At 73.6% G+C, this 19,027-nt stretch carries 17 protein-coding genes and 1 riboswitch; of the genes, 9 read left to right on the top strand and 8 right to left on the bottom strand.

Annotation, left to right across the window (positions count from 1 at the left end; genetic code table 11):
* The first annotated feature begins 11 nt into the window (after window positions 1-11).
* Window positions 12-332: a hypothetical protein gene (locus tag D0D28_RS36715; RefSeq protein ID WP_240323186.1), complete on the top strand. Its 321-nt coding sequence runs from the start codon at window positions 12-14 to the stop codon at window positions 330-332.
* An 83-nt stretch (window positions 333-415) separates the two neighbouring features.
* On the opposite strand, the gene cobC is transcribed toward D0D28_RS36715, so the two are convergent.
* The 4 genes from cobC to D0D28_RS12025 are packed head-to-tail and all read right to left on the bottom strand — an operon-like array spanning window position 416 to window position 5,307.
* Entirely contained in the window at window positions 416-1,429 is a 1,014-nt protein-coding gene (cobC, locus tag D0D28_RS12040) for an Rv2231c family pyridoxal phosphate-dependent protein CobC (RefSeq protein ID WP_116110645.1), read from the bottom strand.
* Complete coding sequence (locus D0D28_RS12035) at window positions 1,422-2,756, bottom strand: cobyrinate a,c-diamide synthase (protein ID WP_116110644.1); 1,335 nt, start codon at window positions 2,754-2,756, stop codon at window positions 1,422-1,424. The genes cobC and D0D28_RS12035 overlap by 8 nt, the downstream gene beginning before the upstream one ends.
* A complete protein-coding gene (gene cobO / locus D0D28_RS12030; protein WP_116110643.1) occupies window positions 2,750-3,364 on the bottom strand; it encodes a cob(I)yrinic acid a,c-diamide adenosyltransferase in 615 nt (204 codons plus the stop codon). Before cobO ends, D0D28_RS12035 begins: the two co-directional genes overlap by 7 nt.
* The gene (locus D0D28_RS12025; protein ID WP_116110642.1) at window positions 3,364-5,307 is read right to left on the bottom strand and encodes a putative cobaltochelatase; all 1,944 of its coding nucleotides are present in this window, start codon (window positions 5,305-5,307) and stop codon (window positions 3,364-3,366) included. Before D0D28_RS12025 ends, cobO begins: the two co-directional genes overlap by 1 nt.
* An 83-nt stretch (window positions 5,308-5,390) precedes the next feature.
* Window positions 5,391-5,450, bottom strand: a riboswitch (cobalamin riboswitch).
* Window positions 5,451-5,507: 57 nt separating this feature from the next.
* Here D0D28_RS12025 and cbiE point away from each other — a divergent pair.
* Window positions 5,508-6,668 (top strand): precorrin-6y C5,15-methyltransferase (decarboxylating) subunit CbiE, encoded by a 1,161-nt coding sequence (cbiE, locus tag D0D28_RS12020; protein WP_116110641.1) that lies wholly within the window; start codon window positions 5,508-5,510, stop codon window positions 6,666-6,668.
* Entirely contained in the window at window positions 6,665-7,444 is a 780-nt protein-coding gene (gene cobM, locus D0D28_RS12015; RefSeq protein WP_116110640.1) for a precorrin-4 C(11)-methyltransferase, read from the top strand. The genes cbiE and cobM overlap by 4 nt, the downstream gene beginning before the upstream one ends.
* Window positions 7,445-8,009: 565 nt before the next feature.
* Here cobM and D0D28_RS12010 read toward each other — a convergent pair.
* Window positions 8,010-9,077 carry a cobalt-precorrin-5B (C(1))-methyltransferase gene (locus D0D28_RS12010; RefSeq protein ID WP_116110639.1) on the bottom strand — a complete coding sequence of 356 codons (1,068 nt, stop codon included), beginning with the start codon at window positions 9,075-9,077 and terminating at the stop codon, window positions 8,010-8,012.
* An 11-nt stretch (window positions 9,078-9,088) separates the two neighbouring features.
* On the opposite strand from D0D28_RS12010, the gene D0D28_RS12005 reads away from it, so the two are divergent.
* From D0D28_RS12005 to D0D28_RS11995, 3 genes are read left to right on the top strand one after another with little or no spacing between them, the layout of a single operon-like run.
* Entirely contained in the window at window positions 9,089-9,838 is a 750-nt protein-coding gene (locus tag D0D28_RS12005; RefSeq protein WP_240323184.1) for a cobalt-precorrin-6A reductase, read from the top strand.
* Entirely contained in the window at window positions 9,835-10,497 is a 663-nt protein-coding gene (bluB, locus tag D0D28_RS12000) for a 5,6-dimethylbenzimidazole synthase (protein WP_094006226.1), read from the top strand. Before D0D28_RS12005 ends, bluB begins: the two co-directional genes overlap by 4 nt.
* Window positions 10,498-10,513: 16 nt before the next feature.
* A complete protein-coding gene (locus tag D0D28_RS11995) occupies window positions 10,514-13,723 on the top strand; it encodes an arabinosyltransferase domain-containing protein (RefSeq protein WP_116110684.1) in 3,210 nt (1,069 codons plus the stop codon).
* A gap of 37 nt (window positions 13,724-13,760) precedes the next feature.
* Here D0D28_RS11995 and D0D28_RS11990 read toward each other — a convergent pair whose 3' ends face one another.
* From D0D28_RS11990 to D0D28_RS11980, 3 genes are read right to left on the bottom strand one after another with little or no spacing between them, the layout of a single operon-like run.
* Window positions 13,761-15,251, bottom strand: a complete 1,491-nt coding sequence (locus tag D0D28_RS11990) for a precorrin-2 C(20)-methyltransferase (RefSeq protein WP_116110637.1) — start codon at window positions 15,249-15,251, stop codon at window positions 13,761-13,763.
* Entirely contained in the window at window positions 15,248-15,871 is a 624-nt protein-coding gene (locus D0D28_RS11985) for a precorrin-8X methylmutase (protein ID WP_116110636.1), read from the bottom strand. Before D0D28_RS11985 ends, D0D28_RS11990 begins: the two co-directional genes overlap by 4 nt.
* Complete coding sequence (locus tag D0D28_RS11980; RefSeq protein ID WP_116110635.1) at window positions 15,868-16,914, bottom strand: nitrite/sulfite reductase; 1,047 nt, start codon at window positions 16,912-16,914, stop codon at window positions 15,868-15,870. The genes D0D28_RS11985 and D0D28_RS11980 overlap by 4 nt, the downstream gene beginning before the upstream one ends.
* 112 nt (window positions 16,915-17,026) lie before the next feature.
* Here D0D28_RS11980 and D0D28_RS11975 point away from each other — a divergent pair, with 112 nt between their 5' ends.
* The 3 genes from D0D28_RS11975 to D0D28_RS11965 are packed head-to-tail and all read left to right on the top strand — an operon-like array spanning window position 17,027 to window position 19,004.
* The gene (locus D0D28_RS11975) at window positions 17,027-17,932 is read left to right on the top strand and encodes an ABC transporter ATP-binding protein (protein ID WP_116110634.1); all 906 of its coding nucleotides are present in this window, start codon (window positions 17,027-17,029) and stop codon (window positions 17,930-17,932) included.
* On the top strand, window positions 17,929-18,774 hold the full coding sequence (locus D0D28_RS11970) for an ABC transporter permease (protein ID WP_094006287.1): 846 nt from the start codon (window positions 17,929-17,931) through the stop codon (window positions 18,772-18,774). Before D0D28_RS11975 ends, D0D28_RS11970 begins: the two co-directional genes overlap by 4 nt.
* Window positions 18,771-19,004 carry a helix-turn-helix transcriptional regulator gene (locus tag D0D28_RS11965; RefSeq protein WP_094006221.1) on the top strand — a complete coding sequence of 78 codons (234 nt, stop codon included), beginning with the start codon at window positions 18,771-18,773 and terminating at the stop codon, window positions 19,002-19,004. Before D0D28_RS11970 ends, D0D28_RS11965 begins: the two co-directional genes overlap by 4 nt.
* Window positions 19,005-19,027 lie beyond the last annotated feature (23 nt).

Genomic DNA, 19,027 nt, shown 5'->3' with positions numbered 1-19,027 from the left:
TCCGCCAGTCGGTGAGGCTCTCCACGACCGTGCCGAGTGGAATCCCGGCGACGGTCGCGATGGAGCCGGACATCACGATCGCGGCCGCCCGGCTCGCCTGGCGTTCCGGCACGATGCGCATCGCCATGCTCACGCCGATCGCCCAGAACACGCCGCTGGCGAACCCCATCACCAGCACCGCGAGCAGCGCGGACAGCAGGACGCGCCGGTCGGCCCGCCGGGTCCAGGCGACGAGGAACGGCACGCCCAGCCCGGCCGACACGCCCTGCAGGGTGACCATCAGCCCGGCGACGCCCACGGTGACACCCAGACCGGGCGGACTTCCTGGGTGACCACGCCTGGAAGCCTGCTTGACCGCGATCAATGAGTCCAACACATGTTCGTCATCCCACGATGACTCAGCGCGAGTGATCCCTCAGCGCAGACGCCGTAGCGCGTCCAGGAAGCCGTCGGTCACCGCCGGGTCCCGCACGGCGATGCGGAGCCAGTCCCCGTCCAGGCCGGGGAACGTGTCGCCCCGGCGGAGGGCGTAGCCGGCTTCCCGCAGGCGCAGGCGTAGCTCGGCCGCGCCGGGGATCCGCACCAGCACGAACGGGCCCCGCGGCGTGCCGGCCACCTCGACGCCCAGCGAGCGCAGCCCGCTGACCAGGTACTCCCGGTCCTGCTCCGCCCGCACCGCCAGCTTGTCCGCCTCGTCCAGAGCGGATGGGCGGCTGCAGGTGACCACAGCCCGCGCGGCGAGCGTCGACACCGACCACGGGGGCTGCACGGCCCGCAGCGCCTCCACAACGGACGGTTCGGCCAGCACGTACCCGGCGCGCAGGCCCGCGATCCCCCACGTCTTCGTCAGGCTGCGGATCACCACCACGCCCGGAAGCCGTTCCCCCGCCAGGCTTTCCGGCTCACCCGGCACCGCGTCCAGGAACGCCTCGTCCACCACCAGAATCCGGCCCGGCCGCACCAGCGCACGCAACGCCGCCGCCGGATGCAGCACCGACGTCGGATTGGTGGGGTTGCCGACGAACACCAGATCCGCGTCCGCGGGTACCGGTCCGAGCGCGAAACCGTCCGAAGCGGACAGTACGACCCGGTCCACCGCGTGCCCCGCCGCGCGCAACGCCGCCTCCGGCTCGGTGAACTGCGGGTGCACGACCACCGCGTGCCGCGGCCGCAACGCGTTGGCCAGCAAGGTGAACGCCTCCGCCGCGCCGGCCGTAACCAGCACGTCCGGCACTTCCCGGCCGTGCCGCGCGGCCACCGCCTGGGCAGCCGCGTCAACCGAGGGATACGCGGCCAGGTCATCCAGCGCCGCGGCCAGTTCGGCGCGCAGCCACGCCGGTGGCGCCGGCAGCCGCACGTTCACCGCCAGGTCCACCAGGCCGTCCCCGACCTCGCGATCCCCGTGGTGGTGCAGGTCGTAGTCAGCCATGCGCGTGCACCGCCGCCGCGAACCGCCGCGCCAGCGCGGGATGCCCGGCCCAGTGGACGTGCAGGTAGGACGCGTGCAGCGTGGGCGAGGCGAACCCCTCCGCGGCGCCGTCCCACTCCCACGCCGCCACCGCGATGGCGGTGGGCGTCACCACGGTCCGGTGGAACTCGTGCCCGGTCACCCGCTCCCCGGCCCGGGCCAGCAGGTGGTCCTGCACGGCGGAAGCCGTGCGGTACCCCAGCGCGCCCCGCCGGGTCATCACCGCCGAGGCGTCCAGCGCCCCGACCATCGGCAGCCCGTCCAGCTCCCGGCACAGGTACAGCAACCCGGCGCACTCGGCCACCACCGGCATCCCGCGCCGGATCGCCGCGGCCAGCTCCTCGCGCAGCGGCGCGTTCGCCGACAGGTCCTCGACGTGCACCTCGGGGAACCCGCCCCCGAAGTACAACCCGGCGCACCCCTCGGGCAACGCCTTGTCGTGCAACGGATCCAGGTCCACGACGTCCACACCGGACGCCGCCAGCAACTCCACCGTCTCGGTGTACCGGAACGTGAACGCCGGCCCCGCGGCCGCCGCCACCACCCGCCGCGGCCCCGAGTACGACCCCGTCGGCTCCCACGCCGGCGCAGTCAGAGACGGAGCCGACCGCGCCACCCGCACGATCGCCTCCAGATCCACCCCGTCGGACACCCACGCGGCCAGCTTCGGCAACAGCTCCCGCGACTCGGCGTCCCGCTCGGCCGCCGGCACCAGCCCGAGGTGACGGCTCGGCGCGTGGATGTCGTCGCTGCGCCGCAACGCGCCCAGCACCGGAATCCCGGTGCGCACCAGGGCCGCGCGGATCTCCTCCTCGTGCCGCGGCGACCCCAGCTTGTTGAGGATCACCCCGGCGATCTGCACGCCCGGCTCGAAGTGCGCGAACCCGAGCACCATCGCCGCGACGCTGCGGCTCGCCGCGGACGCGTCCACCACGAGCACCACCGGCGCGCCGATCAGCCGCGCGACGTGCGCCGTCGACGCGTAGCCCTCGGTGCCGAGCTGCCCGTCGAACAGCCCCATCACGCCTTCGATCACCGCGATGTCCGCGCCCGCGGAACCGTGCCGCAGCAACGGCGCCAGCAGGTCCTCGCCCTGCAGGAACGGATCGAGATTCCGCGGCGGCCGGCCGGTGGCGAGCGAGTGGTAGCCCGGATCGATGAAATCCGGCCCGACCTTGTGCCCGGACACCGTCAGCCCACGCGCCCGCAGCGCGGCCATGAGCCCGGTGGCGATCGTCGTCTTGCCGTGCCCGGACGCGGGCGCGGCGATGACGACGCGGTTCACCATTCGATGCCCCGCTGGCCCTTTTGCCCGGTGTCCATCGGGTGCTTGACCTTCGTCATGCGGGTGACCAGGTCGGCGGCCTCGATCAGCTCCTCCGGGGCGTTCCGGCCGGTGATCACGACGTGCTGACGGCCCGGCCGGTCGCGCAGCGCGGCGACCACCTCGGCGGTGTCGATCCAGCCCCAGTGCAGCGGGTAGGTGAACTCGTCCAGCACGTAGAAGTCGTGGCGCCCCTCGGCGAGGCGGCGCTTGATCTCCGCCCAGCCCTCGCGCGCGTTGGCGGCGTGGTCCTCGTCGGACCCGGGCTTGCGCGACCAGCTCCAGCCCTCGCCCATCTTGTGCCACTCGACGGGCCCGCCCTGGCCGCTGCTCTCGTGCAGGGCACCCAGCGCGCGGAACGCGTTCTCCTCGCCCACCTTCCACTTCGCCGACTTGACGAACTGGAACACGCCGATCGACCAGCCCTGGTTCCACGCCCGCAGCGCCATCCCGAACGCGGCGGTCGACTTGCCCTTCATCTCACCGGTGTGCACGGCCAGCAACGGCCGGTTGCGGCGCTGGCGGGTGGTGAGCCCGTCGTCGGGTACGACCAGCGGTTTCCCCTGCGGCATCAGGCAGCCCTCCTGCGCACCTCGGTGGCCAGCTCGTCGGCGGCGACCTCGCCCAGCGGCACGTGCTCGCCGCCCAGCCGCGCGGCCAGTTCCGCCGCGAGACCCAGGCGCATCCGCCCGGCCTCGCAGTCCATCACCACGGACGCGATTCCCGCGCCGGCCAGCATCTCGGCGGCCCGCTGCGAGCGCTCGACCGCGTCCGCGCCGCTGGTGGCCCGTCCGTCGGTGACCACGACCAGCAGCGGACGGCGACGCGGGTCACGCACCGCCTCGACCCGCAGCACCCGCGCGGCCTCCAGCAGTCCTTCCGCCAGCGGCGTCCGCCCACCGGTCGGCAGCGCCTCCAGCCGCACGGCGGCGGCCTCGACGCTGACGGTCGGCGGCAACGCCAGCTCCGCGGCACCGGCGCGGAAGGTGACCAGCCCGACCTTGTCCCGCCGCTGGTAGGCGTCCAGCAGCAGGGACAGGACCGCGGCCTTCACCTCGCGCATCCGCGACTTCGCGCCCATCGAGCCGGACGCGTCGACGCAGAACAACACGAGGTTGCCCTCGCGGCCCTCGCGCAGCGCGAACCGCAGGTCGCCGGGGCGCAGCACCAGGCCCGCGCCGTCGCGCCCGCGGGTTTTCTGGTGCGGCGCGGCGGCCCGCACGGTCGCGACCAGGTGCGGCCGCCCCGCGCGCGTGCCGGGCGGCCGGACGCCGATGGTCCGTCCGGCGTCGGTCACCGCGCGGGATCGCTTGCCGTGCGCCCCTTCGCCGAGACCGGCGACGCTGAACATCCTGGCGCGATAGGGCTTTCCCGCGCCGACGGACTGCTGCTCGCTCCCGCCGCCGCCCGGACCACCGCCGCTGTCGTGCTGCGACCCCTGCGGGGTTTCCGCCGGGGCATCGGAGCCGGAGCCGGGGCCGTCGTCGTCCGGCGGGCCCGGGTCCTCGGGCGGCTCGGCGTCGCGCAACGCCTGCTCCAGCTGTTCCTCGTCGATGCCCGGCGCGTCGAACGGGTTGCGGCGGCGCCGGTGCGGCAACGCGAGCCGCGCCGCGACGCGGATGTCCTCTGTGGACACCTCGGTGCGCCCGCTCCACGCCGCGTGGGCGACCGCGGTGCGGGCGGTGACGATGTCCGCGCGCATCCCGTCCACCTCGAAGGCCGCGCACACCTCGGCGATCTGCCGCAGCGCTTCGTCGGTCAGCTCGACCGACGGCAGGAGCTTCTGCGCGGCCGCGATCTCGGCCGCGAGCTGGGCGTCGTCGTCGGCGTAGCGGGCGGCGAAGGAGTCCGGATCGGCCTCGTAGGCCAGCCGGCGGCGGATCACCTCGGCGCGCTGCTCCGGATCGCGGCTCGCGGCCACCTCGACGGTGAGGCCGAACCGGTCGACCAGCTGGGGCCGCAGCTCGCCCTCCTCCGGGTTCATGGTGCCGATCAGCACGAACCGCGCCGCGTGCGACACCGACACGCCCTCGCGCTCGACCGTCGCGCGGCCCATCGCCGCCGCGTCGAGCAGCGTGTCGACCAGGTGGTCGTGCAGCAGGTTGACCTCGTCGACGTAGAGCAGGCCGCGGTGCGCGGCGGCGAGCAGGCCGGGCTGGAAGTCGGTGACGCCCTCGGTCAGCGCGCGTTCCAGGTTGAGCGAGCCGATCACGCGGTCCTCGGCCGCCCCCACCGGCAGCTCGACCAGCCGGGCGGGACGCCGCGCGGCGCGGGTGTCGTGCGGGGCGTCCGGGCAGTCCGGGTCGGGCGCGGCGGGGTCGCACGAGAAGCGGCACCCCTCGACGACGCCGACCTCGGGCAGCAGGCCGGCCAGCGCGCGCACCATCGTCGACTTCGCGGTGCCCTTCTCGCCACGCACCAGCACGCCGCCGATGGCCGGGGAGATCGCCGAGAGCACCAGTCCGAGCCGGAGGTCCGGCATCCCGACGACGGCGGTGAACGGATACGGCCTCAAGCGAACTCCTTCGCCACGCGCGGGTGTCCTCGCCCGCCTGAACAGGGCACGTGCTCAGAGCACGTAACGGCCACCGAAGCTCTGGCTCCCGGCCCGCGGGCCGGTCACAGTGGCGGGACCGCCCCGGAGTCGCACCGGGTTCCTGCGGCGACCGTCGCCAGGATCATCGCATACGGTCTCCCCCCGTGAGGATCGTCGTTGTGGGTGTCCCGGCCGACGGGTGGGCCGGGCTGACCGAGCCCGCGCGCGCCGAGATCGCGGCGGCCGAGGTGCTGTTCGGCGGCCGCCGGCAGCTGGACCTGGTGCCGCTCGACGTGGACAAGGTGCCGTGGCCGAGCCCGCTGCTGCCCGCGCTGGACGGCCTGTTCGCCGAGCACGCCGGGCGCCGGATCGGCGTGCTGGCCAGCGGCGATCCGCTGCTGTCCGGCATCGGGACGACGCTGGTCAGGCGGTTCGGCGCGGACTCCGTGCGGATCGTGCCCGCGGTGTCGTCGGTGGCGCTGGCGCGGGCACGGATGGGCTGGTCGGCGGAGGAGACCGAGGTGGTCAGCGTCGTCGGGCGCAGCGTGCACCGGGTGAGCCGGGCGCTCGCGCCGGGGGCGCGGCTGGTGGTGCTCAGCTCCGACGGCGGCACGCCCGCGCAACTGGCGCAGGTGTTGGTGGCAAGGGGTTTCGGCGAGAGCAAGCTCACGGTGCTGGAGCAGCTCGGCGGTCCGGCCGAACGCCGCGTCGAAGGCTTCGTGCGAGACTGGTCACACCCGGCTGGGGATCCGTTGAACGTCGTGGCGGTCGAGTGCGCGGGCCCGGCGTTGCCGACGCTGCCCGGGCTGCCCGACGACGCGTTCGAACACGACGGGCAGATCACCAAGCGGGACCTGCGGGCGTGCGCGCTCGCCCGGCTCGCGCCGGTGGCCGGTGAGCTGCTGTGGGACGTGGGCGCGGGCGCGGGGAGCGTCGGGATCGAGTGGTCGCGGGCGCATCCGGCGAACCGCGCGATCGCCGTCGAGCGCAGTGCCGGACGGGCCGTACGCATCCAGCGCAACGCGGACCGGCTGGGGGTGCCCGAACTGCGGGTGGTGACGGGTGCGGCGCCGGAGGTGCTGGCGGACCTGCCCGCGCCCGACGCGGTGTTCGTCGGCGGCGGGCTGGCGTCGCTGGACGCCTGCCTGGCGGCGCTGCGGCCCGGCGGGCGGCTGGTCGCGCACGCGGTGACGCTGGAATCGGAGCAGGTCCTGGCGAGCGCGTACCGGCGGCACGACGGCGAGCTGATCCGGATCGCCGTCGAACACGCCGCCCCGCTCGGCGGGTTCACCGGCTGGACCCCCGCCCGGACCGTGACGCAATGGAGTTTCGTGAAATGACCGTGTTCTTCATCGGCGCCGGGCCCGGCGCGGCGGACCTGATCACCGTGCGCGGGCGCGACCTCCTGGCGCGCTGCGGCGTGTGCCTGTACCCCGGCAGCCTCACCCCGCCGGACCTGCTCGCCCACTGCCCCGCGGACGCGCGGCGGATCGACACGGCGGACCTGTCGCTGGACCAGATCGTCGGCGAGCTGGTCGCGGCAGACCGCGCGGGCCACGACGTGGCGCGGCTGTGCTCGGGCGACCCGTCGATCTACAGCGCGGTGGCCGAGCAGATGCGCCGCCTCGACGCGGCCGGTGTGCCGTACCAGGTGGTGCCCGGGGTGCCGGCGTTCGTCGAGGCGGCCGCGGAGCTGGGCCGCGAACTGACGGTGCCGACGATCGGGCAGAGCCTGGTCATCACGCGAGTCCAGGCCCGCTCGACGGCCATGCCGGCGGGCGAGACGCTGGCGAACTTCGCCGCCACCGGCACGACGCTGGCCGTGCACCTGGCGGTCAACCGGATCGAGCAGGTGGTGGCGGAACTGCTCCCGCACTACGGCGCCGACTGCCCGGTGGCCGTGGTGCACTGCGCGAGCCAGCCGGGGCAACGCATCCTGCGCGGCACGCTGTCCGGCATCGCGCCGGAGGTGCGCGCCGCGGGAATCGACCGCGCGGCGGTGATCTTCGTGGGCCGCGTGCTGGCGGCCGAGAAGTTCCCGGACAGCTACCTGTACTCGGCGGCGCGGGACCGGTCGGAGAAGATCCGGACCGTCCCGAATCCGGGTATCGATTAGAAAAAGGCGGTTGCCGCCACGATTCACCGCTCGCCACGACGTGCTCCTCCCGCCCCGTTCCGGGCGGCGGCAGGAGCTGGCGATGGACAGCCGGTCGGCGGGGTTCGACGCGCTCCTCGCCGATCCGGAGAACCAGCGAAAGCTCGCCCTCATCCGGGCCACACCCAGCAGCGCCGCGAGCCCCTACGACACCCACCCCGCCCACCGCCGAACGGGTTGCCGTCCTCGAAGCGATGCCCGGCAACGCCACGATCGCCGACCGTCCGGACCGCGACCTGGTGCGCCATGCCGAGGCGACGTTCGAAGCGGTCCTGCAGGGCATGCTCGTGGACGGCGCCACAGCGAAGTTCCGGATGGACTGGCCGCTGCTGACGCACCTGGCCGTGCGGCACGAAGCGGTCCGGGCGGTCGGTCAGCTGCTCGACTCCGCGGGCTGGACGATGCGGCAGCAACCGGCGACCCTCGGGACCGTGCTCGGCGCGTTCGAGGCCGGCCGCCTCGCCGGGCACACGGACCTGCGCCAACTCGTCGCCGACGGGGAGTTCCGCTGGGCTGGCGACCGCCGTCAGCTACCCGCACCCCTCGGCGGTTCGCTGACCCCCACCACGGTCCCGGCGCGGTCGATCACCAGCACGGCCACCGCCACCGGCGCCGGGTCCAGCACCGATGCCGCGAACGCGCGTGCCCGGTCGGCCACCACGTCGCCGATCGGGAAGCCCGCCTCCTGCGACAACTGCAGCGCGTGCAGCGCCGTGTTCGCCGACTGGATCCGGCCGGCGAGCCCCTCGGGCGCGAGCGAGGCCAGCAGCGCCAGGTCCACCTGCGACCGCTTCGAGTGCAGGTCCAGGTGCCCGGCCGCGAGCTTCGACATCTTCGCGAACCCGCCCGCGATCGTCAGGCGCTGCACGGGATGGCGCTTCACGTACTTGAGCACCGCGCCCGCGAAGTCGCCCATGTCCAGCAGCGCCGTCTCCGGCAACCCGTACCGCTGCGCGACCACCCGCTCCGACGTGCTGCCCGTCGCACCGGCCACGTGCGAATGCCCCAGCGCCCGCGCCACATCGACCCCGCGCCGGATGCTGTCGATCCACGCCGAGCACGAGTACGGCACGACCACCCCGGTCGTGCCGAGGATCGACAAGCCACCGATGATCCCCAGCCGCGGGTTCCACGTCTGCCGCGCCAGCTCCTCCCCCTCGGGCACGGAGATCTCCACCACGACGTCCCCGGAATCGCCGAACGCGGCCGCCACCCGCCGCACCGCCTCGGTCATCAGCCGCCGCGGCACCGGGTTGATCGCCGGCTCGCCCACCGGCAGCGGCAGCCCCGGCAACGTCACCGTGCCCACGCCGACCCCGGCGCGGAACGTCACCCCGCTGCCCGGCTCGCCACGACGCACCGTGGACAGGATCAGCGCGCCGTGCGTCACGTCCGGGTCGTCGCCCGCGTCCTTGATCACCCCGGCCGTCGCCGAATCCGCGTCCAGGCGCTCGGTGGCCAGCGCGAACGCCGGGCGCCGGCCCTGCGGCAGCTCCACCTCCACCGGGTCCGGGAACTCGCCGGTGAGCAGCGCGGTGTACGCGGCCGTGGTGGCCGCGGTCGCACACGCTCCGGTGGTCCACCCGTACCTCATCACCAGGCAGTATGGCTGGCGTGACGCAAGTACTCGTGCTCGGAGGCACCGGTGAGGCCCGCGCGCTGGCCGCCGGGCCCGTCGACCGCACCGACGAGGTCACGTCGTCGCTGGCCGGACGCGTCGCCAACCCGCGCCTGCCGGCCGGCGAAGTGCGCGTCGGCGGCTTCGGCGGACCGGACGGCCTCGCGCGGTGGCTGACCGAGCACGGCACCGCCGCCGTGGTGGACGCCACACACCCGTTCGCCGAACGCATCGGCGCGTCCGCGGCAACGGCCACGAGCCAGGCGGGCGTCCCGCTGCTGCGCCTGCAGCGCCCCGGCTGGCAGCAGGGCCCGGGCGACGACTGGCACTGGGTGGACACCCTCGACGAGGCCGCGACGGTGGCCGAACGGCTGGGCGACCGGATCTTCCTCACCAGCGGCCGCCAGGGCCTGTCCGCCTTCGCGCGCTGCACGCGGCCGTACTTCCTGGCCCGCTGCGTCGACCCGCCGGAACCGCCGCTGCCGCCGCGCCTGGACGTCCTGCTCGACCGCGGCCCCTACACCGTCGAGGGCGAGACCGCGCTGCTGCGCGAGCACCGCATCGACGTGCTGGTCACCAAGGACAGCGGCGGCGACATGACCACCGCGAAGCTCGTCGCGGCCCGTCAGGAGGGTGTGCCGGTGGTCGTCGTGCGGCGCCCGCCGCGGCCGCCGGCGCACACCGTCGCGGACGTGGATGCCGCGCTGCGCTGGGTGTCGGCGATCCTGGACGCATGATCGAGGAGTTCTACGAGGTCCTGCGGCGACGGCGGGACGTGCGGGCGGAGTTCACGGGCGAGCCCATCGACGACGACGTGCTGGCCCGCATCCTGGAGGCCGCGCACTCCGCGCCCAGCGTCGGCCTCACCCAGCCGTGGGATTTCGTGCTCGTCGAAAGCACCCGGACCCGCACCGCGTTCCGCGATCACGTCCTCGCCGAGCGAGAGGTGTTCGCCGCGTCGCTGCCCGCGCAGCGCCGCGAGACGTTCGCCCCGATCAAGATCGAGGGCATCCTCTCCGCGACGCTCGGCGTGGTGGTGACCTACGACGAAAGCCGCGGCGCGCCGGACGTGCTCGGCCGTCACGCGATCGCCGACGCCGGCCTGTACTCGGTGTGCCTGGCGATCCAGAACCTCTGGCTCGCCGCCACCGCCGAGGGCCTGGGCGTGGGCTGGGTCAGCTTCTACCGCGAGGATTTCCTGCGTGACCTGCTCGGCATCCCGGCCGGAGTGCGGCCGGTCGCCTGGCTCTGCCTCGGCCCGGTGAGCGAACTCCAGGAGATTCCGGACCTGGAGCGGCACGGCTGGCGGAGGCGGCGGCCGCTGGCGGCGGCGACGCACCGTGAGCGGTTCGGCACACCCCCATCCCGAAGCGAGCGCGAGGAAGCATCGCGATAGCGTTCTCCCAATGTGGATGGCCAGCAGGACACCTACTGTCGCACCGGATGAGGCGGCCGACCCGGACCAGCGGGGCGCGTCGGAGAGCACCTCACCGGAGCGACCTCGCACGTTCTTGTGGCGGCTGCTCGCCGTCGTACTGGGTCTGTTCGCCGCGGGCTGCGCGGTCGCCTACCCGTTGATGCCGGTCGTCCAGGACACGGCGAAGATCGTGTGGCCGGCGGGCAGCGACACCCGCCCGGTGAACGCCCCGCTCGTCGGCTACTGGGCGCAGGACCTGCAGGTGGCCCTGCCGTGCGCGACGATCCAGTCCCTGGACGGCCGCACCGCGGGCGCGGGGCTGCTGTTCTCCACCGTGCCGCCGGCCCGCGCGGGCAACGGCGCCGGGATGCAGCTCAACGTCCAGGACGGCCTGCTCACCGCCACCAGCCGCGGCCAGCAGGTCGCGCGCCAGCCGCTGCCCGCCACCGGGTGCGACGTGCGGGTGAGTTCGACCGCCACGCACACCACCCTGTCGGTGGCCGGCACCCCGGTCTACGACTCCAGCGGCGACGCCCGGCCGCGCGTGCTGGGCATCTACACGGACATCTCGTCGGCCCGGGACCCGATCGCGGGCCTGTCGGTCGGCATCACCCCGGACACCCGCTACCAGTCCTCCCCCACCGGGCTGAAGGTCGGCGTCGGCGTGTTCGCCCTGCTGTCGCTGATCGGCTGCCTCATCGCGGTCAACCGGCTGGACTCGGGCACCGCGCGCCGCGCGCCGCGGTGGGCCCCGATCGGCTGGTGGAAGCTCACCAAACGGGACGTCACCGTCTTCGGCGTGCTCGGCGCGTGGGTGTTCATCGGGCCGGTCACCTCCGACGACGGCTACATCCTGACCATGGCCCGGGTCGCCGACCAGGTCGGCTACCTGACCAACTACCACCGCTGGTTCGGCGTCGCGGAGGCGCCGTTCGGGTGGAACGACCACATCTACGAGCTGATGGCGACGCTGTCCACGGTGCCGCCGTGGATCCGGCTGCCGTCGTTCCTGCTCGGCGTCCTGAGCTGGCTGCTGATCTCGCGTGAGGTGCTGCCGCGGCTGGGCAAGGAGGTCCGGATCAGCCCGGCGGCGGGCTGGGCCGCGGCCGTGGTGTTCCTGGTGTGGTGGCTGCCGTTCAACAACGGTGTCCGCCCCGAGCCGTGGGCCGCGCTGGGCTCGCTGATCGCGCTGTGCGCCGTGGAGCGCGCGCTGGTCACGCGGCGCCTGCTGCCGCTGTGCCTGGGCCTGATCGGGGCCGCGTTCGCGCTGGCCGCGACGCCGACCGCGCTGATCGACGTGGTGGCGTTCCTGGTCGCCGCGAAGCCGCTGTTCCACCTGCTGCGCAGCCGCGCCCGCGACTCCGGCTGGCTCGCGGTGCTGGCGCCGATCGCGGCGGCCGGGTTCATCGTGCTGATCGTGGTGTTCGCCGACCAGACGTTCTCCACGGTGATGGAGGCGACCCGCCTGCGCGGCTCGGTCGGCCCCAACAAGTCCTGGTACGAGGAGCTGTCGCGCTACGAGCTGCTGTTCGAAAGCAGCGCGGACGGCGCGCTGACCCGCCGGTTCCCGGTGCTGCTGCTGATCCTGTGCACCGGCACCTGCCTGGTGGTGCTGCTGCGGCGCGGCCGCATCCAGGGCGCGGCCCTGGGCCCGGCCCGGCGGCTGATCGGCACCGTGGCGCTGTTCTTCCTGCTGCTGGCCCTGACCCCGACCAAGTGGACGCACCACTTCGGCGCGTTCGCCGGTGTCGGGGCGGCGATGGCGGCGCTGACCGCGCTGGCGACGAGTTCGACGGTGCTGCGGTCGCGGCGCAACCGCGCGGCGTTCACCGCCGGGCTGCTGGTGGTGGCCGCGCTGGCGGCGACCGGCCCGAACGCGTACTGGTTCGTGTCCAGCCTCGGGGTGCCGTGGTGGGACAAGGCGCCGTCGATCAAGGGCTGGCACCTGTCCACCGCGCTGCTGGCGGCCGCGGCGGTGGCGGCGGTGTTCGCGTTCGTGGAGAACGTGCGCATGCAGCGGCCGGGTGCGCCGCCGCCGGTGCAGGAGCGGCGCGGGCGTGCGCTGCGGCTGGGCGCGACGTCGCTGGTCGTGGTGTGCGGCGCGGTCGTGGTGTTCGAGGTCGCCAGCATGGCGAAGTCGATCCAGAAGCAGATGTCGACGGGTAGCTACAGCCTCGCCGCGGCGAACGTGGACCACCTGTTCGGCAAGAGCTGCAACCTGTCCGATCGCGTGATGGTCGAGCAGGACCCGGTGTCGAGCATGCTGAAGCCGGTGTCCGCGGTGACCGTGCCGGCCCGGACGCCGGCGCAGGAGAACTCGACGCTGCCGCGGCCCGAGGACGAGGGCAACGAGAAGACCTCGGCGGGCTTCCACACCGACGGCAACGGCGACGACGACCCGCTGAACGCACCGCCGCACGGCTTCACCACGGCGACCGTGCCGATGTGGAGCAGCTACCACGAGGGCTCGGCGACCGGCCGGCTGCGCACCGACTGGTACGCGCTGCCGGACCAGCACGCCGGTGCGCAGGTGACGATCGCCGCCGCGGCGCCCCCGGGCAAGGCGACGAGCGTGGCGCTGGAGTTCGGCAAGGACACCCCGGCCGGTGTCGAGGTGGTCCGGTCGACCACCGTGCTGGCGCCGAACGTCGGCACCGGAGCGACGACGGACGAGACGAAGTGGGCCGACGAGCGGCTGGACATCGGCGACCTGCCCGCGGACGTCAACCGGGTGCGCGTGGTGGCCAAGGACGACGACATCACCGGTGACGGCTGGGTCGCGGTGAGCGCCCCGCGCGTGCCGACGTTCACCACGCTGACGCAGCGGGTCGGCAGCGCCCCGGTCTACATGGACTGGCCCGCGGCGTTCGTGTACCCGTGCATGAACCCGGTCGCCTCGCACGACGGCATCTCGCAGATCCCGGCGTACCGCATCACCGCGGGCGATCTGGCCGCGGAGGCCGGGGTGGCGGACAACATCGGCGGCGGGCCGAACGGGTGGATCGAGGAGCTGGCCGACCAGCCCGAGGTGCCGAGCTTCCTGGAGGGCGACCGGTCCGGCCGGTCGTGGGGACGCCTGCTGCAGATCGAGCCGTTCACCGATGGCGTGGCACCGCAGGTGGAACACGGCACGGAGACGATGTGGGGCTGGCAGAGCCCCGGCCCCGGGCCGCAGCAACCGAACGGCTCGACCCCGACGCGGTGACGAAGAAGGCCCCTCCAGCCGGAGGGGCCTTCTTCCATCAGTAGGACCGGGGTGTCCACACCTGCCCGTGCGTCACCCGGGTCCGGGACGACCCGACGATCACCAGGCACCGCATGTCCACCGCGGCAGGATCGAACTCCCCCAGCGTGGTCACGAGCACCGATTCCTCGGCCCCGCCGACGTCCCGCGCCACCACCACCGGCGTCTCGGCGGCCCGATGCCGCAGCAGCACCTCCCGGGCCCGCACCAACTGCTCGGTCCGCGTCCGCGAAGCCGGGTTGTACATCGCCACCACGAGATCGGCCGCCCCCGCAGCCTCCAGCCGCCGCTCGATGACCTCCCACGGCTTCAGCCGATCCGACAGCGACAGCACGCAGTAGTCGTGCCCCAGCGGCGCCCCGGCCCGCGCCGCCGCCGCGGAAGCCGCCGTCACCCCGGGGATCACCCGCACCGGCACCGGCTCTTCCAGCTCGGCCGCCTGCTCCAGCACCGCGGACGCCATCGCGAACACGCCGGGATCGCCCGAGGACACCACAGCCACCCGCGCCCCAGCGGCGGCCAGCGAAAGCGCATGCCGGGCCCGGTCGGCCTCGACCCGGTTGCCCGACGCGTGCCGCACCTGCCCGGCCCGCTGCGGCACCTTCGCCACGTACGGCCCGTACCCGACGATGTGCTCCGCCTCGGCCAATGCCGCGGACGCTTCCGGCGTCAGCCACTCCGGCCCGGCCGGCCCCAGCCCGACCACCACGACCTCGCCACCGTCCACCTGAGCCGCCGCCGGAGCGGCGGCCGGCTCCTTCCGCGACGCGTAAGCCGGGCTCGGCACCAGCGCCAGCGAGAAGTACGGCACCGTCGACGGATCGACGTCGGCGAACGGCTCGACCCGCTGGTTGTCCCACGTCGCCCGCTCGACGTAGTACGCCTCGTCCAGCCGCCCCGACTCGGCCAGCGCCTCGCGCACCGACGAGAACGTGCGGCCCAGCTTCATCACCGCCGCGGCCTGCGTGTCCGCCAGCCGCCGCGCCAGCTCCGGCGCGGGCAGCGTCCCGGGCAGCACCGTCAGCACCTCGTCGCGCTGCACCTGCTGCTTGCCGAGGACCGCCGAGGCCGCCGACACCGACGTCACGCCGGGCACCGCCTCGGCCTCGTACCGGTCGCACAGCCGCTCGTGCATGTACATGTACGAGCCGAAGAAGAACGGGTCGCCCTCGCACAGCACCACCACGTCCCGCCCGGCGTCCAGGTGCTCGGCGAGCCGTTTCGCGCTCAGCTCGTAGAACTCGGCGATCGCGCCCTCGTACCCGCCCGGGTGGTCGGTGCCCTCGGTGGTCACCGGGTACATCAGCCGTTCCTCGATCTGCCCCTCGCGCAGGTACGGCTCGGCGACCGACCGCGCGATGCTGCGCCCGTGCCGCGCGCAGTGGTAGGCGATCACGTCGGCCTCGCCGATCAGCCGCGCCGCCTTGACCGTCATCAGCTCCGGGTCGCCCGGGCCGAGCCCGACACCCCACAGCTTGCCCGTCTTCATTCGATCTCGCTCGCGAGCGCGTTGATCGCCGACACGGCCATGGCGCTGCCGCCCCGCCGCCCGTGCACCACCAGGTAGGGCGCGGGCGCGCGCTTGACCAGCTCCTCTTTGGACTCCGCGGCGCCGACGAACCCGACCGGCACGCCGATGATCGCGGCAGGCACCCCGGCGCCCTCGTCGATCATCTCCAGCAGCCGGAACAACGCGGTCGGCGCGTTGCCGATCGCCACCACCGAACCGGCCAGCTCGTCCCGCCAGAGCTCCAGCGCGGCCGCGGGCACGGTCGTGCCCATCCGCTCGGCCAGCGCGGGCACCCGCTCGTCGGACAGCGTGCACAGGATCTCGTTGGACGCGGGCAAGCGCTTGCGGGTCACGCCGCTGGCGATCATCTGCGCGTCGCACAGCACCGGTGCGCCGTCGCGCAACGCGGCCCGGGCCGATTCGACCAGGTCCAGCGAGTAGGCGAGGTCGTCGACCAGGTCGACCATGCCGCACGAGTGGATCATGCGGACCGCGACCGGCTCCAGGTCCTCCGGCAGGATCGCGAGGTCGGCCTCCTCGCGGATCGTGGCGAACGAGTGGCGGTAGATCTCCGCCCCGTCGCGGATGTAGTCGATCACGCTGTTCCCTTCTGGTATCCCTCGCTGCCCGCGAGCACGTCGACGTGCGGCTCGTGCGGTCGCCCGCACCGCCGTTCGCATCCGGAGAAGTGCATCCGCACCCCGGCGGGAACGCGGGGCATCATCGCCCGCGCGTCGGCCCGCACGTCGGCCCGCGACTTCGCGCAGCCCGGCCGCCCGATGCACGCGCTGATCCCCAGTCCCGGCGCGGCCGGATCGGTCACCAGGCCCGGCGCGTCCAGGCCGCGGGGCACCACGACCGACCGCCACGGCGTCACCACGATCTCCCCCAGCGCCCGCAGGTCCGCGGCCGCGAGCTGCCCCAGCACCGGCGCGCCCACCACCCCGGCGAGCCCGTCGCCGCGGGTGAACGGCCCGATCGGCACACCCGGTGACGTGGGCAGACGCTCGCCGGACGGCAGGTCCAGCTCCCGCACCCGCCACGCGCTGCCCCGGACTTCCAGGAACCACAACGCCTTCCGCACGAGCGCGTCGACCGCCCCGGCGAACGGCACCCGCTCGCCGGTGTCCCGGCCCGCGAGCAGCACCGCGCCGGTCGAGGAGTCCAGCGCCCGCCAGCACACGTCCGCGTCCTCGCCGGACACGTCACCGCGGCCGTCGTCGAGGGCGAACAGGAACCGGCCCGGCAGGGCGGCCAGCTCGGGCCGCGCGCACACCGCCCGGTCCAGCTCGGCCACCACTTCCCGGACGTCGACCAGCCCGCCGGTGAGCCCGCTCAGCGGCGAGGCCAGGTAGTTGCGCACCCGCTCGTGCGCGGGCGCGGGCAGCAGCCCGGCGGCCGACAGCCGCGCTACCAGCTCACCGGTGTCCCGCGACAGGCCCCGCAGCTGGATGTTGCCGCGCGAGGTCAGGTGCACCGACCCGTCACCGAGGTCCTCGGCGCAGGAGGCCAGCACCCGCGCCTGCTCCGCGCTCACCCGCCCGCCCGGCAACCGGATCCGGGCGAGGGCGCCGTCGGCGGACTCGTGCGTGGCGAACACACCCGGGCACGCGTCGGGGCGGACACGTGCGGGAGGGGCCATGCGCTCACTGTAAACGGCGCCAGGAGCGCTAACTATTACCTGGATCATATGTAGTAGGTCTGCTACATTCCATCACACAGGCGTAGCACTGGGGAGAACACCTATGACAGCGATGAGCCAGGTCGCGACGCGACCACCGGAGCCGCCGGGCGACGAGCCCGCGCTCGACGTCCGCGACCTCCGCATGCGGTACGGCGCCAACGACGTGCTCAAGGGCGTGACCTTCCAGGCCGCCCAGGGCGAGGTGCTGGCGCTGCTCGGCCCGAACGGCGCGGGCAAGACGACCACCATCGAAATCCTGGAAGGCTTCCGGATGCGGTCGGCCGGCGAGGTGCGGGTGCTCGGCGTCGACCCGGCCCGGGGCACCGAGGCCTGGCGCGCGCGGCTGGGCATCGTGCTGCAGTCCTGGCGGGACCACGGCAAGTGGCGCGTACGGGAGCTGCTGGCCCACCTCGGCTCGTACTACGTCGACCACCGGCGGCCGTGGGACGTCGACGAGCTGGTCGAAACCGTCGGCCTCACCCCGCACGCGCACAAGCGGGTCAGCCGGCTCTCCGGCGGGCAGCGGCGGCGGCTGGACGTCGCGATCGGCATCGTGGGCCGCCCCGACCTGCTGTTCCTGGACGAGCCGACCGCCGGGTTCGACCCGGAGGCCCGCCGCGAGTTCCACGACCTGGTCCACCGGCTGGCCGACGAGTCGGACACCACGATCCTGCTCACCACCCACGACCTGGACGAGGCCGAGAAGCTCGCCGACCGGATCCTCATCCTGGCCGGCGGCACGATCATCGCGAACGGCTCGGCCGAGCAGCTCAGCCGCGAGATGTCCACCGACGCCGAGGTCCGCTGGACCCGCGACGGCCAGCGGTACGTGCACTCGACCACCGACGCGACGAAGTACGTGCGCGAGCTGTTCGCCCAGTACGACGAGGAGATCGAGGACCTGGAGGTGCGCCGGGCGAGCCTGGAAGACACCTACATGGCGCTGCTGCGCAAGTTCGAAGGAGGCGCCCGATGAACGGCACCGCACTGCGGGTCGGGTTCCGGCGCGGCCTGATCGAGCTGCGGCAGAGCTTCACGACCGTCCAGGACCTGTGGGGGTACTTCTTCCCGACGGTGGTGTTCCTGGTGGTGATGACCCTGATGAAGGGCTCGGTCATCCCCGGCACCACGTTCTCCCGCGGCTCGATGACGCTGCCCAGCCTGATCGGCGCGAGCGTCGGGTTCAGCGGGCTGATCAACACGATGCAGCTGCTCACCGTCGAGCGCGAGGACGGCACCCTGCTGCGCGCCAAGGCCCTGCCGCACGGCATGACCGGGTATCTGGTCGGCAAGATCGTGATGGTCTCGGGGATGACGCTGACCGGCATCGCGCTGCTCATCGTGCCCGGCCTGATCATGTTCGACGGCCTGGAGATCGACGCCATGACCTGGGTGACCCTGGCCTGGGTGCTGGTGCTCGGCCTGGTCGCGACGCTGCCGATCGGGGCGGTGTTCGGTTCGCTGTTCGAGAACCCGCGGACGATGGGCGTGGTGATGCTGCCGGTGATGGCGCTGGTCGGCACGTCGGGCATCTTCTACCCGATCGGCGAGCTGCCCACCTGGGTGCAGGGCATCGCGCAGGTGTTCCCGCTGTACTGGCTGGGGCTGGGCATGCGGTCGGCGTTCCTGCCGGACACCATGGTGCTGGTGGAGATCGGGCAGTCGTGGCGGACCTGGGAGACGCTGGGCGTGCTCGGCGCGTGGGCGGTCGCGGGCCTGGTCCTGGCGCCGATCGTGCTGCGTAGGATGGCGCGGCGCGAGTCCGGGTCGACCGTGGCCGCACGGCGGGAGAAGGCACTACAGCGGATGCCGGGATGAGTGAGTCGATCTACAACCGCATCGCGATGCTGCGCGCCGAACGCGGCATCTCGCGGCGGCAGCTGGCCGAGGCGGTCGGGGTGCACTACCAGACGATCGGCTACCTCGAGCGCGGCGAGTACAGCCCGAGCCTGTACCTCGCGCTGCGCATCGCGGAGTACTTCGAGGTGCCCGTGGAGGTGATTTTCTCCACGCGGCCCTTCCCCCGTCTCGGCGAACGGACTGCTTGACTGCGGGCCCGCTCAACGGACAG

The sequence above is a fragment of the Amycolatopsis ruanii genome (assembly GCF_003385175.1).
Classification (GTDB): Bacteria; Actinomycetota; Actinomycetes; order Mycobacteriales; family Pseudonocardiaceae; genus Amycolatopsis_E; species Amycolatopsis_E thermalba.
Note: the sequence above shows the minus strand (reverse complement) of the source record. Positions and strands in the feature narration are given on the sequence as shown.

Coding starts and splice junctions, on each gene's coding strand:
- cobC (WP_116110645.1), bottom strand. CDS start 1,429: ATGGCTGACTACGACCTGCACCACCACGGGGATCGCGAGGTCGGGGAC.
- D0D28_RS12035 (WP_116110644.1), bottom strand. CDS start 2,756: ATGGTGAACCGCGTCGTCATCGCCGCGCCCGCGTCCGGGCACGGCAAG.
- cobO (WP_116110643.1), bottom strand. CDS start 3,364: ATGCCGCAGGGGAAACCGCTGGTCGTACCCGACGACGGGCTCACCACC.
- cobM (WP_116110640.1), top strand. CDS start 6,665: ATGACCGTGTTCTTCATCGGCGCCGGGCCCGGCGCGGCGGACCTGATC.
- D0D28_RS12010 (WP_116110639.1), bottom strand. CDS start 9,077: ATGAGGTACGGGTGGACCACCGGAGCGTGTGCGACCGCGGCCACCACG.
- D0D28_RS12005 (WP_240323184.1), top strand. CDS start 9,089: ATGGCTGGCGTGACGCAAGTACTCGTGCTCGGAGGCACCGGTGAGGCC.
- bluB (WP_094006226.1), top strand. CDS start 9,835: ATGATCGAGGAGTTCTACGAGGTCCTGCGGCGACGGCGGGACGTGCGG.
- D0D28_RS11995 (WP_116110684.1), top strand. CDS start 10,514: ATGGCCAGCAGGACACCTACTGTCGCACCGGATGAGGCGGCCGACCCG.
- D0D28_RS11990 (WP_116110637.1), bottom strand. CDS start 15,251: ATGAAGACGGGCAAGCTGTGGGGTGTCGGGCTCGGCCCGGGCGACCCG.
- D0D28_RS11980 (WP_116110635.1), bottom strand. CDS start 16,914: ATGGCCCCTCCCGCACGTGTCCGCCCCGACGCGTGCCCGGGTGTGTTC.
- D0D28_RS11975 (WP_116110634.1), top strand. CDS start 17,027: ATGAGCCAGGTCGCGACGCGACCACCGGAGCCGCCGGGCGACGAGCCC.
- D0D28_RS11970 (WP_094006287.1), top strand. CDS start 17,929: ATGAACGGCACCGCACTGCGGGTCGGGTTCCGGCGCGGCCTGATCGAG.
- D0D28_RS11965 (WP_094006221.1), top strand. CDS start 18,771: ATGAGTGAGTCGATCTACAACCGCATCGCGATGCTGCGCGCCGAACGC.